General features: G+C 36.6%; 12 protein-coding genes and 2 tRNA genes. 7 read left to right on the top strand and 7 right to left on the bottom strand.

What is annotated here, in order from left to right; translation table 11 throughout:
• Nucleotides 1-14: 14 nt before the first annotated feature.
• The 6 genes from N2Z58_08330 to N2Z58_08305 all read right to left on the bottom strand — a co-directional run bounded on the left by N2Z58_08330 (nucleotide 15) and on the right by N2Z58_08305 (nucleotide 2,342).
• Complete coding sequence (locus N2Z58_08330; GenBank protein ID MCX7654664.1) at nucleotides 15-911, bottom strand: endo alpha-1,4 polygalactosaminidase; 897 nt, start codon at nucleotides 909-911, stop codon at nucleotides 15-17.
• A gap of 66 nt (nucleotides 912-977) precedes the next feature.
• Nucleotides 978-1,208 carry a 30S ribosomal protein S18 gene (rpsR, locus tag N2Z58_08325; protein MCX7654663.1) on the bottom strand — a complete coding sequence of 77 codons (231 nt, stop codon included), beginning with the start codon at nucleotides 1,206-1,208 and terminating at the stop codon, nucleotides 978-980.
• A gap of 37 nt (nucleotides 1,209-1,245) precedes the next feature.
• Complete coding sequence (gene ssb, locus N2Z58_08320; GenBank protein MCX7654662.1) at nucleotides 1,246-1,656, bottom strand: single-stranded DNA-binding protein; 411 nt, start codon at nucleotides 1,654-1,656, stop codon at nucleotides 1,246-1,248.
• Nucleotides 1,657-1,658: 2 nt separating this feature from the next.
• Nucleotides 1,659-2,045, bottom strand: a complete 387-nt coding sequence (rpsF, locus tag N2Z58_08315; protein ID MCX7654661.1) for a 30S ribosomal protein S6 — start codon at nucleotides 2,043-2,045, stop codon at nucleotides 1,659-1,661.
• Nucleotides 2,046-2,183: 138 nt separating this feature from the next.
• Nucleotides 2,184-2,259 (bottom strand) — tRNA-Met (locus tag N2Z58_08310).
• Between the two features lie 6 nt (nucleotides 2,260-2,265).
• Nucleotides 2,266-2,342: transfer RNA gene (locus N2Z58_08305), tRNA-Cys, on the bottom strand.
• A gap of 215 nt (nucleotides 2,343-2,557) precedes the next feature.
• Here N2Z58_08305 and N2Z58_08300 point away from each other — a divergent pair.
• The 7 genes from N2Z58_08300 to N2Z58_08270 all read left to right on the top strand — a co-directional run bounded on the left by N2Z58_08300 (nucleotide 2,558) and on the right by N2Z58_08270 (nucleotide 11,541).
• A complete protein-coding gene (locus N2Z58_08300; protein MCX7654660.1) occupies nucleotides 2,558-3,757 on the top strand; it encodes an MFS transporter in 1,200 nt (399 codons plus the stop codon).
• Between the two features lie 52 nt (nucleotides 3,758-3,809).
• Nucleotides 3,810-3,971, top strand: coding sequence for a rubredoxin (locus N2Z58_08295; GenBank protein ID MCX7654659.1), 162 nt, complete (start codon nucleotides 3,810-3,812; stop codon nucleotides 3,969-3,971).
• An 89-nt stretch (nucleotides 3,972-4,060) separates the two neighbouring features.
• Nucleotides 4,061-5,467: a glutamate--tRNA ligase gene (gene gltX, locus N2Z58_08290; GenBank protein ID MCX7654658.1), complete on the top strand. Its 1,407-nt coding sequence runs from the start codon at nucleotides 4,061-4,063 to the stop codon at nucleotides 5,465-5,467.
• 27 nt (nucleotides 5,468-5,494) lie between these two features.
• Nucleotides 5,495-6,913, top strand: coding sequence for a cysteine--tRNA ligase (gene cysS, locus N2Z58_08285; GenBank protein MCX7654657.1), 1,419 nt, complete (start codon nucleotides 5,495-5,497; stop codon nucleotides 6,911-6,913).
• Nucleotides 6,910-8,628: a proline--tRNA ligase gene (locus tag N2Z58_08280; protein MCX7654656.1), complete on the top strand. Its 1,719-nt coding sequence runs from the start codon at nucleotides 6,910-6,912 to the stop codon at nucleotides 8,626-8,628. Before cysS ends, N2Z58_08280 begins: the two co-directional genes overlap by 4 nt.
• Nucleotides 8,629-8,752: 124 nt before the next feature.
• Nucleotides 8,753-10,171: an RtcB family protein gene (locus tag N2Z58_08275; GenBank protein ID MCX7654655.1), complete on the top strand. Its 1,419-nt coding sequence runs from the start codon at nucleotides 8,753-8,755 to the stop codon at nucleotides 10,169-10,171.
• Complete coding sequence (locus N2Z58_08270) at nucleotides 10,168-11,541, top strand: MFS transporter (protein MCX7654654.1); 1,374 nt, start codon at nucleotides 10,168-10,170, stop codon at nucleotides 11,539-11,541. The genes N2Z58_08275 and N2Z58_08270 overlap by 4 nt, the downstream gene beginning before the upstream one ends.
• Nucleotides 11,542-11,600: 59 nt before the next feature.
• Here N2Z58_08270 and N2Z58_08265 read toward each other — a convergent pair whose 3' ends face one another.
• Nucleotides 11,601-12,797: a type III PLP-dependent enzyme gene (locus tag N2Z58_08265; protein MCX7654653.1), complete on the bottom strand. Its 1,197-nt coding sequence runs from the start codon at nucleotides 12,795-12,797 to the stop codon at nucleotides 11,601-11,603.
• Between the last annotated feature and the right edge of the window lie 103 nt (nucleotides 12,798-12,900).

Below are 12,900 nucleotides of genomic sequence, written 5' to 3'. Positions count from 1 at the left end.
AACACAACCAGAGTTTAATTTGATATCCGAGGAATATTTACACTGTCGAGTTTTAAATCATCTCGTGCCACATAATAAAAGAAGTTGTATTTTTTTGCAAGACTTATGTATTGCTTAACTCTTTCTACGTTGTTCCTGTCCAGTGGATTACCGTTATCAATGTATTCTACCGAAAGAACAATTACCCCAAGTTTTTGTATACTTGATATTAGGTTAATTCGAGACAAAAATTCTGATGAATCTACGTTTAATTTTCCTTTTTTGAAAAATAGACTCTCAACTACTACATATTTGACTCTTTGAGTAAGTTCTGGATAATTCTTCAGCAATTTTTCACCATTCACCAAGGCAATTTCGAGATTAGGATAATTATTTATTAATTTTTTCAAAAGTTCTACCATAGATTTTTCCAAATCGTGCTGGGATTTTTTTGAAGACTTTTGCAAACTGCTATGCTCATACACATTAACCCAATCAAACATTACACCATCAAAATTTGCATAGCTAATTCTTTTGATGTATTCGCTAACGATTTCAAACCATTTCTGTTCCCAGTATTTTACATAGAATTCACCTTTCCATCCTTCAAGAGGCATCAATATAAGTGATTTGTCAAGATTTTTCCAGTAAAAACGCCAATCTTCAGCTATACCAACATTAAGATAAGCAAATACCTTTTTTCCAGAATTTCTGAGAGTATCTATTTGCTCTTTGCTGAACTCACCTTTTTCAGTACCATCAGCAGAATAATCAATTATGACTACTTTAGAATCAACATTTACTAATAACTCTATCTTGCTACCATTAGTGAACAAGATCCAATCTTGCTTTATCTCGGCAGTAAACATTAAAACTGATATTAAAATTGTCAAAAGTGTTAAAACTAAATATTTCACAATTTCATTCAACATGTTTGTCACTTCCATTTCAAAAGTTCTTAAAAAACAAATCGCCCAGTATAGGGCGATTTGTTTGAATTAGTATCTTATGTATGGTAAAAGTGCCATTTGTCTAGCTCTCTTTATAGCATCTTTGACCATTCTTTGATGTTTTGCACAGTTCCCTGTCAATCTTCTTGGTAATATCTTACCCTTTTCGTTGAGAAAATCTCTGAGAATTCTTGTATCTTTATAATCAACATATTCAACTTTCATTTCACACATTTTGCATGCTTTAACCTTTCTTCTCCTTTGCCTTACTTTGGGCATTTTTTAATCCCTCCTTTAAGCGTTAAGTTTAGGTAAATCAAAATGGTGGTTCGTCGTCATCTGGTATATCTTCGATTAACTCTTCATCTGTGCCGAAGACATCCTCGTATGGTATCTCTTCCGGTACGTCTTTGTCAGTCCTTTTTGATTCGACGAAGACTATATTATCAGCCCAAATTTCTGGTGTTGATCTTGTCTGTCCATCGTTAGTTTTCCATTTATTTATCCTTAACTTACCTTCTACAAGAACCATTCTACCTTTCTGAAGGTAATTATGAACTAACTCAGCAAGTTTCCTAAATGCAACTATACGTATAAAATCAGCTTCTCCATTATTTGATCTGTTAACAGCCAATGTAAAAGTTGCAATCAAATTCCCATCTAAGGTTTGTCTTGTTTCGGGATCTCGTGTAAGCCTACCAACCAACACTACCTTGTTATAAGACATTATTACTCCACCTTCTCTTCTGATTTACCTTCCTCTTGAACAACTTGTTGAACAGCTTCTTCTTTCTTAGCTCTTGCTGCTCTCCTTTCTTTCTTTTCGAGATCTTCTCTTCTAAAAGTCTGCCATCTTATGAATTCTGGATGTACCTTGAAGTAATTTTCAAGTTGATCCAAACCTTGTCCATTGCATCGGAAGTAAACCACAGTGTAATCGCCGTCAAAATATCTTCCTATCTTATAAGCAAGCTTCCTCATACCCCATCTGTCAACGTTATCCACTTGAGCCTTTACTCTTTCTTCCAAAAACTTCTTCACGTTCTCCACAAGCTTGTTTCTCTCTTCTTCTGGTATATCAGGTTTGATGATGAACATCGTTTCGTAAATCCTCATAAAGCACCTCCTCCCTCGGTCTATGCGGCCCTGCTCATGCCTTCCAAAGCAGAGCGGGATTTATAATACTCTAAATTTCATATAAACTATAAAACAAACACGGGCAAACAAGCCCGTTTAGTCTCTTATAAAAATTTTTGGTGGGCTCGGGAGGGATCGAACCCCCGACCGTCCGGTTATGAGCCGGATGCTCTACCAACTGAGCTACGAGCCCAATTTGTGGAGGCGACGGAGGGATTTGAACCCTCGAATAGAGATTTTGCAGACCTCCGCCTTAGACCCCTTGGCTACGTCGCCCCATCGCGTGTTAAATTCTACCACAGAGTTTTTTGACTGTCAACAGGTTAATTCTCCAATTAGTACATTTGGTAATCAAATGGTAATCAAACAAGCTCTACCTCTTCAATGTTGAACTTTGAGATTTCTTATGTTAAAATATCAATTAATTCATTTGTATTTTAATTTGTTTATGCCAAATTTTTTCAGAGCATATTTGTTGGGGGTAGGTAGATATGAGAGTAAATAGGAATTCCACTTTCCACTTTTATCATTTAGTTGCTTTCCTAGTTTCTATTCAAGCATATTTGTTCAATTCGTTTATGAATGCGACAGCAACAAGATGGGGTTTTACGTTCTCACAGATTGGTTTTCTTAATTTTCTCGCGTCGTTTGTTTATGCCCTGGCGAGTATTAGTATTGGTCATCTTGGTGATAAGCAAGGTTACAAAAAGGTTATTTCTGGTTTGTTTCTGTATTTGTTCTTAGTTTGTATAGTTGGTTTATTGATTAAAAGCAGTTTATTTTTGCACATATTTGCAATAATGCAAGGGGTATTCTTTGGCGCTTTTTTTCCTCAAGTAGAGGGATTAATTGCAAAGTCTGAAACTACACTGGGTGTTGATCCACCATCAATTACTGGGAGATTTACTCTATCTTGGAGTACTGGTAATATATTTGGAATGGCTTTTGGTCCTTATCTTACAGTCTACGCAAAGAATATTATATTCTTATACGGACTTTTTGTGTCAGGTTTATTGAGCTTTTTGATATTCTTAGATTTCAAGAATAATGGTCCACTTGTGGAATTTTCACCAACAGATAAATTGAAAGAGCATTCATCTAATTCAAATGTTGTGGTTGATGAACTTCGGATGAGGCACTTACGTTTTGAGTATCGAATTATTCTCTTCCTTGGTGGTTTGATATACACATCCGTACTTGCAGATTTTCCAAAATTGGTTACAATGGCTGGTTTAAAGCTTGAAAGATCAGGCTTTTTGACAGTTGGTGCAAATATAGGTGTTCTACTAACATTTATTATTCTTCAGTATTGGAAAAAGTGGGTGGGTAATGAAAAAATTTGTGCATTACTTCTCTTGGTTGTTCCAATAACTGGAGTACTTTCTTTCTTTGCAAAAAGTTCTCTTCTGTTTTTCTTGACAGCTTTTGCAGCTGGATGTAGTTATGCTGTTCCGTATACATTTGCCATATTTTATGGTTTGCTTTCTACCTCTGTTGAACACGGAAAGCAAGGTGCTCTCCACGAGATGGTTATTGGTTTGTTATTTGGAATAGGTCCTCTTGTTGGCGGAGTTTTTCTCGACCTTTTCAAAAGTAGTTTTGGACTTACTTTGCTTTCTTTTCTTATGACACTTTTTATATACGCGACACAGTTTATTTTCAGTACAAGAAAACTTTTAGTTGAAAAGTAAATGTATTGTGTGGTATAATTTATGTACCACGCAAAAAATGGAGGTGGAAGAAATGAAGTACAGATGCACAGTTTGCGGTTATATCTATGATCCAGAAGTTGGTGATCCAGATTCCGGAATCAATCCAGGAACATCTTTTGAAGATCTTCCCGAAGATTGGACCTGCCCCGTTTGTGGAGTTAGTAAGGACATGTTCGAACCTTTAGAAGAGTGATTGACTGTCTTGATTGCATACAATCAGGGGGGCAAAGCCCCCCGTTTATTAAATATATTTAGCAATTCAATAAGGAAGGAGAGGGTTAAATGAGTGAAGTTAGGGTAAGATTTGCTCCCAGTCCAACCGGATATTTACATGTTGGCGGAGCAAGAACGGCACTATTTAATTATCTTTACGCAAGGAAGATGAATGGCAAGTTTATATTAAGAATTGAAGATACGGATATAGAAAGATCAGAAAAAATTTTCGAAGAGCAATTGATGTCAGCTTTGAGATGGCTTGGACTCGATTGGGATGAAGGACCTGATGTTGGTGGAGAATATGGCCCTTATAGGCAGAGTGAGAGAGCGCATCTTTATCAAGAGTACGCACAAAAGCTTATAGACCAAGGTATAGCCTATGAAGTTTATGCATATCCTGAAGAAATAGAACAACTGAGAGAAAGATTACTTGCTGAAGGAAAAGCCCCACATTACACAAGAGAAATGCTTGAACCTTACAATACTGCTGAAAGAAAAAGAGAATACGAGGCGAAAGGTCTCAGACCAGCTGTTTATTTTTCAATGCCCAGAAAAGATTATGTGTTACATGACATAGTAAAAGGTGAGGTCGTTTTTAAAGCAGGGAGTGTAGGAGATTTTGCGCTTTTAAGAAGTAACGGCATGCCAACGTACAATTATGCTTGTGTAATAGATGATGGTTTGATGAAGATTACTCATGTTCTTCGTGGTGATGATCATCTCTCAAATACCGTAAAGCAAGTAGCCCTTTATGAAGCTTTTGGTTGGAGTACACCTGTGTTTGGACATGTTTCTATGATTCTTGGACCAGATGGCAGCAAGTTGAGCAAAAGACATGGAGCAACTTCTGTTGAGGAATTTAAAGCAAGAGGATACCTACCAGAAGCACTCGTCAACTTCCTCGCTTTGCTCGGATGGTCTCATCCAGAGGGTAGAGAAATATTGACCAAATTTGAATTAATTGAAAGTTTTTCTCTTGAACGACTAGTTAAAAACCCTGCAATTTTTAACCCTGATAAACTCAGATGGATGAATGCAGAACATATTAGAATGAAAGATTTAAAAGAACTTACAGTTATTGCCAAAGACTTTTTAAAACGCAGTGTGAGTGATGAGTATTTTGAAAAAATACTACATGCTGTTAGAGATAGATTAGAAGAACTTTCTCAACTTCCCGAACTCACCGAATTTTTCTTCGAAAGACCTTCGATTGTTGTAGAAAAAAGTGTTGAAGCTGTTGAGACCTATCGAATGCTTGTTCAAGAACTCGAAAAGCTTGACCAATGGACAAAAGAGGAAATATATCTAGCATTTAAAAATGCAATGAAAGGCGCAAGACTAAAAGGAAAAGAGTTTTATATGACTCTTAGGCTTATTCTAACAGGAAAAACAGAAGGTCCAGAGTTGATAGACATAATTGAAATACTTGGTAAGTCAGAAGTTATAGCTAGGATAAAGAATTTCGTTTCATAATATAATCTCAAAGTAGGTGGTACTGTGATCGACGTTTACATAACTGACACACTTAATAAGAACAAGGTAAAATTTGAACCTATAAATCCGGGAGAAGTAAAGATGTATGTATGTGGTCCGACGGTGTACAATTACATACATATAGGTAATGCTCGCCCTATGGTGATTTTTGATGCATTTAGAAGGTTCTTAGAATTTATTGGGTATCGTGTTACCTTAGTTCAGAATTTTACGGATATTGATGACAAGATTATAAACGAGGCAAAAGAATGGAATGTTGACTGGAGAACAGTAGCTGACACGTTTATATCAGAGTATTTTCACGATGCTCAGTTGCTTGGAGTTAGAGCAGCAAACTATCACCCGAGGACAACTGACTTTGTAGATGATATTGTTAAAGCAATAGAAATGATGATTAGAAAAGAGTTTGCATACGTTGTTGAAAATGGTGATGTGTACTTTTCTGTTAGGAAATTGCCAAGCTACGGCAAGCTATCAGGAAAAAATTTGAATGATTTAGTGGCGGGTGCAAGAGTTGATGTGAATGAGAAAAAAAGAGACCCACTCGATTTTGTTCTTTGGAAATCAGCAAAACCGGCGGAGCCAACTTGGAAAAGTCCTTGGTGTGATGGTAGACCAGGATGGCACATCGAGTGTTCCGTGATGTCGCAAAAATTACTCGGAGATATGTTTGATATACACGGTGGTGGCGAAGACTTGATATTTCCACATCATGAAGATGAAATTGCACAGAGTGAAGCGTTAACTGGTAAACCACCAGCAAAATATTGGATGCATAACGGAATGATAATAGTTCGCGGGGATAAAATGAGCAAGTCTTTGGGAAACATTTTCATGATAAGAGAAGCTGTAAGAAGATACGGTAAAGATGCTGTGAAATTGTTTTTGCTTTCTAAACATTACAGATCTCCAATAGAGTTTTCTGAAGAAGTGCTGCAAGATAACATGAAAGCGGCTTATAGAGTTCATGCTTCACTGAAAAGATTTACTGAAAAATACCCTTATCCACTTGTACCAAAGTACGATGAAGAAATGAAAGAATACATAAACAGATTTGTAGATGCACTTGCAGATGATCTTAATACACCTATTGCGCTTTCAGTGTTATTTGATACTGTTAAAGAGTTAAATAAGTCCATGGATGAGGGCAAAGATGAAAGAGCATTGAGGATGTATCATCTTGTTAAGAGAGTGTACGGATCTGTTTTGGGAATTTTTGACAGCGAGTTTGAAAAACGCACATCATTTGATTCTGAACAATTTGGCAATTTAATTAACAATCTGATCGAGCTGAGAAGTGAATTTAGAAAACAAAGACAATTCGAATTTGCAGATAAAATAAGGAATGTCCTCACCAAATCTGGAATAAGATTACTCGATACACCGGAAGGAACAAAGTATGAGATTGTGGAGGGAGAAAGATGAGGTATTCGCAATTTTATGCTCCAACGCTTAAAGAAGCACCTTCAGATGCAGAAGTACCAAGTCAAGAATTACTGATAAGAGCGGGTTTTATAAGAAAAATTGCAGCAGGAGTTTACACATATCTCCCACTTGGTAGAAAGGTGCTCTTGAAAATCGAGAAAATAGTGAGAGAAGAAATGGATAAAATTGGAGCAAATGAAATATTAATGCCAATAATACAACCTGCAGAACTATGGAAGCAGTCTGGAAGATGGGATGATTACGGACCGGAAATGATGAAACTAAAAGACAGACACGGAAGAGATTTTACACTGGGACCAACTCATGAAGAACTTGTTACTTTCCTTGTGCAAAATGAATTGAACAGTTATAAGCAATTACCTATAACCCTTTATCAGATTGCTAATAAATACAGAGACGAAATAAGACCAAGATTTGGGGTATTAAGAGCAAGGGAATTCATAATGAAAGACGGATATAGTTTTCACAGTAGTTTTGAATCCTTGGATGAAACCTACCAAGCGCATAGAAAAGCGTACTCAAATATAATGGAACGAATAGGATTGAAATATGCGGTAGTTGAGGCTTCAACAGGCACGATTGGTGGGAGTGAATCGCATGAGTTTGTTGCATTTGCTGATACGGGAGAAAGTAATATCCTTTTCTGTGAATGCGGGTACGCAGGTAATGATGAAAGAGTTCCGTATGTAGGTAATATACAGTACGATAACGAGGAAGAAAAAAGTATAGAGAAAGTTTTCACTCCAAATGTCAAAACGGCGCAGGATGTAGCAGACTTTTTGAATGTACCTGTAAGGAAAATAGTAAAAACGTTAATTTATAAAGGAAGAAATGGATACTACATGGCGCTCGTACCTGGTGACCGGGAATTAAATGAGGAAAAGCTCAAATCGTTTGTAAATGACCAATCCTTAGTATTTGCTTCCCCGGAAGATATACTAAAAGACTTTGGTGTACCAATTGGATTTCTTGGTCCTGTTGGAGCGAAGGGGATAAGAATTATAGCAGATAACCTCGTGAAAGGGATGAAAAACTTTGTTGTTGGTGGTATGGAAAAAGATTATCATTTTGTAAATGTTAGTCCGGGAAAAGATTTCAAGGTAGACAGTTGGGCAGATTTGGTCGTAACTCAGAAAAATGATCCATGCCCAGTATGCGGTAGACCGTTGAATTCAAAAAAAGGCATAGAACTCGGACACATATTCAAACTTGGAACTAAGTACTCTGAAGCAATGGGTACAAAATATATGGATAGAGACGGTCAACTTAAACCCTTTATAATGGGGTGTTATGGTTGGGGTGTCTCGCGAACAATGGGAGCAATCGTTGAACAACTTCACGATGAGAAAGGTATTATCTGGCCTGTTTCTGTTGCACCATTCACTGTAGTGATTACACCTGTAAGTAATAACGAAAATTTAATGAATTTTTCCGAAGGTTTGTACAATTACCTTATTCAGAAAGGTGAAGAAGTACTGTTCGATGATAGAAATATTTCTCCGGGTATGAAATTTAATGATGCAGATTTAATCGGTGTTCCGTTCAGGATTACTGTGGGAAAGACACTTTCTCAAGGTATAGTGGAGATAAAATACAGAACAGGTCATCATTTCACGGTTAAGGCAGAATTTGAAGAGATACATCAATTTTTGGAAAAAGCCAAAAGAGAATATAATCCCCATTTTAGAGCATAAAATAATTTTGAGAAAGCCACCATCTTGGTGGCTTTTTTGTAAAAACAAATTCAATTCTTTTGTTGTCTAAAAAATTGCGGAGCATCTCAAAGATTAGATAATCTAATGAAAGGGGGGAAGAACTATGAGTTCGGTAGATGGATTAGAAAAAATAGACAAATACATTTATAAAATCAAGAAGCACGATAGGATGCTGGTTGACGCAATAATACTTTCAGATTGGGAAACCATTGATCAAGAAGCTATTGAACAAATAAAAAATGTAGCTACTTTACCTGGGATAGTGAATGCTGCATACGCAATGCCAGATATACATTGGGGTTATGGATTCCCTATAGGTGGTGTGGCGGCGTTTGACGTCGACGATGGAATTATCAGCCCAGGTGGTGTGGGTTTTGATATCAACTGCGGCGTTAGAATGCTCGTTGTTGATGGTGATGCACAGTTAGTTAAGAAGAATTTAGAAACATTGATAAAGCGCATTTATGAATCAGTGCCAGTTGGTGTTGGTGAAACAAGCGAGCTTCATTTTTCGAAGAATGACTTTAAAAAGATAGTTACAGAGGGAGTACGTGAAGTTGTAAAACTTGGATTTGGATATGAAAGTGATTTAGAGAGAATAGAAGACTATGGTTGTATACATCTATGTGATTTTACAAAAGTTAGCTCAGAAGCCGTTGAAAGAGGAAAAGACGAACTTGGAACCTTGGGAGCGGGAAATCATTTCATAGAAATCCAGGTTGTAGAAGAGGTTTACAACGAAGAGATAGCTAAGGTTTTTGGAATATATAAAGGTGCTATAACAATATTAATTCACACAGGTAGCCGAGGCTTTGGACATCAGATAGCAACGGATTATATAAGAATAATGAGGGATAATTTAAAAGAGCACAACAAAAATCTCCCTGATAAACAACTCATAAATGCGCCTTTCAAGAGTGAATTGGGACAAGCCTATTACCATGCTATGAATTGTGCAGCAAATTATGCCTTCTCCAACAGACAAATTATAACACATTTAATTAGAAAAGTTTTCAAGGCCGTTGTTGGTGTAAATGTGAAATTAGTGTACGATGTTGCACACAATATAGCAAAAGTAGAAGAATACGATATTGATGGAAAAGTAAAAAAACTTGTGGTACACAGGAAAGGCGCTACGAGGGCTTTTGGACCTAATCACCCTCTATTACCTGAAATTTTTAGAAAAACAGGTCAACCAGTGATCATTCCTGGAAGTATGGGAACGGCTTCTTACATACTTGTGGGAACCAAGAAAGCAGAACAAATGACATTTGGCTCGACAGCACATGGTGCTGGTCGAACACTTGGAAGAAGGGAAGCAACAAGAGAACTCTCAACTGATCGTGTTATTAAGGAACTAAATGACAAGGGTGTTAAACTTATGGCAAAGTCAAAGAAAGGAATTGTGGAAGAAGCACCAGAAGCCTATAAAGATGTGGACAAAGTTGTAAAAGTTGTTGATGAGCTTGGAATATCGCTTAGAGTAGCAAAGTGCGTTCCAGTCGGAGTGATAAAAGGATGAGTGAAACACACAAGCTATCAAAAGGTCTAAAATGGCATACTTCGAAAGATGAATTTCTTTTGACCTTAGAAGGGGTACTATCTACTTTTTATTTAGTTTTAACCCAAACGGTTGTTTTTACCGCAATAGCTATATATTTTGGTTTAGATGAAGTTACACTTGGACTTGTTTCTTCCTTTCCAATGGCATTTCAAATATTTCAAATACTTGCGCCCGGAATAATTGAAAAAATACCAAGCAAAAAGTACTTACTGATTTTTTTCAATTCTGGCAGATTTTTATGGCTCGTTTTGATACCGATGCTCTTTTCTGAACACAAAAAACCAGAGTTGTTCATTTTGATTTTTGCGCTGAGTCAAATTTTTGGTGCTTTTGCTGGTAATGTTTGGATCAGTATTATTTCAGATACAATCCACCCAGAGCGGCGAGGAAAGTATCTTGGTGTACGGAACTTTTTTGTTTCCCTAGCAACTTTGTTAGTATTTTACTTGTTCTCGATAATAACAGACAACCTTAGGAAGCCATACAATTTTATGATCGTAATAATTATATCAATGCTAACTTCTTTATTATCCTTGATTTCACTGATACCGGTAAGGGAAAGTCCATCCAAACGTACAGGTTCTTTAAATGATTTAAGAATTGTCTTGAAAGATAAGAACTTTATGAAACTATCAAGGGCGTATTTTATCTGGAATTTTGTTGTACTATTCGCAGCGCCATTTTTTCCGTATCATCAAATACACAATTTGAGATTACCAATGACATACATAAGTTATGCTTCAATAGCCGCTTCGCTGTTATCTATGTTATTCTACACAGTTTGGGGGAGATTATCAGACGAATTTGGTCACAAAAGTGTTTTGGTTACTGGATTATCGATTGTCTCAATCACTCCAGCTATATGGTTTTTAATGAATGAAAAAGATTGGATATTTGGAATGACACTTGACGCAATTTTATCTGGTGTTGGATGGGCAGCTGTAAATTTGGCATTTATAACATTACCTATGGAAACAGCCTCAAGCAATTCCCCGATGTACTTTGCCGTTTTCTCGGCATTCGGGGGACTTGGTGGTATGATTGGTTCGATGCTTGGAGGACCAGTAGCAAAATTTTTTAATTCCTTTGATTTTTACATAAAAGAATACCACGTTTTTGGACTGCAAATATTCTTTGTCATAGAAAGTATATTAAGATTTATTACGATTCCAATGTTTGCGGGAATTTCAACAAAAAAATACGTCTCGCCTATAACATTGTTTACAAACGTCCTTTCAATGCTCTCAGGAAGACATATGATAAGAATTCAGGAAGGAAACAGACAAGAAGTTATAATTGGGCGTAAACGCATGGAAAGATGGTGGTAATTGTTAGCAAAATAAAAAAGATGCCGAACAAATCGGCATCTTTTTTATTTTATTTAAAATTAATCTTCAATTCTCAACTTTTCTCTTGGTTTTTCCTTTTCCAGACTTTCTTCGTCTTCGAATTCATTTTCATCTGGTAAGAGAATGCCATTTTCAAATACAATTGTTGGTGAAGCTATTCCGTTAAATGAAGTGCCGTATTCTGTCGTATAAGCTCCTGCAGTATGGAAATAAACAATATCTCCAAGTGTAGTACTTTTTGGAAGCATTGCATCGTAATACATTACATCAACACTATCGCATGTTGGACCAGCAAGAACAAACTTTTCAAGTTCTTCGTTCTCTTTGCCATCCACTGTTATTCTGTATCTGATGTTTTGGATAGTCTCTGTTAGTCCATGGAAAACACCAGCATCAAGATACAACCAATTTTCATCCGCTTTTTTACTTCTTAAGATAACCTTTGTAATCATAATCCCTGCGTTGCCAACCATTGATCTTCCGGGTTCGACAATTACAGTTACATCGCTTCCAAGATATTCTTCGACTGCTTCATTTATAACTTTTGCAATCTCACTTATCTTTGGGATTTCTCTTGTGTACAACACAGGCATTCCGCCACCTGTGTTAATCATCTTCATCTCTATTCCAAATTGCCTTGCTTCCTCGAAAACGATAGAAGCCTCTCTGATAGCGATTCTCCAGTTTTCTGGATTATAATTTTGAGAGCCTACGTGAAAGCTCAATCCGATTGGGTTAAGACCTTTTTCTTTTGCGTATTTTACTAGTTCAATTGCGTGATTAACACTTGTTCCAAATTTTCTTGTCAGTGGCCAATCTGCGTCATTTTCCATGCCATTCGTACTAATTCTCACATATATATCGGAACCAGGTGCGGCAAACGCTATTTTCTCAATTTCCATCTCTGCATCAACTGCAAACATTTTTATACCAACTTCGTAGGCAAATTTTATATCTTCAAGTTTTTTTATTGTATTTCCAAAACTCATTCTGTAGGGTTCAACACCAAGTGATAGCAATTTTTCAATCTCACCACGGGAGGCTACATCAAAATGACTGCCCATGTCTCTGAGCAACTTTACTATCTCAACGTTGGAGTTAGCTTTTACCGCGTAATAAACTTTGCAGTTATTTATGTTATCCACAAGTTGTCTGTAGTTTTTTGCAATTACGTTTAAGTCCATGACTAAGACAGGTGTTCCGAACTTTTCCGCGATATACCTGAGTTTTTCCATCTTCCCATATACCTCCCTTTATGAATTATCGAACTTATGATAGAATATAAATGCCAAAATATACATAAAAATCAGTTTAAAATATATCGTGAATATGTTACAA

Source organism: Fervidobacterium sp., from assembly GCA_026419195.1.
Lineage (GTDB): Bacteria > Thermotogota > Thermotogae > Thermotogales > Fervidobacteriaceae > Fervidobacterium.
The sequence above is the reverse complement of the archived record's forward strand: the minus strand, read 5'-3'. Positions and strand labels throughout refer to the sequence as shown.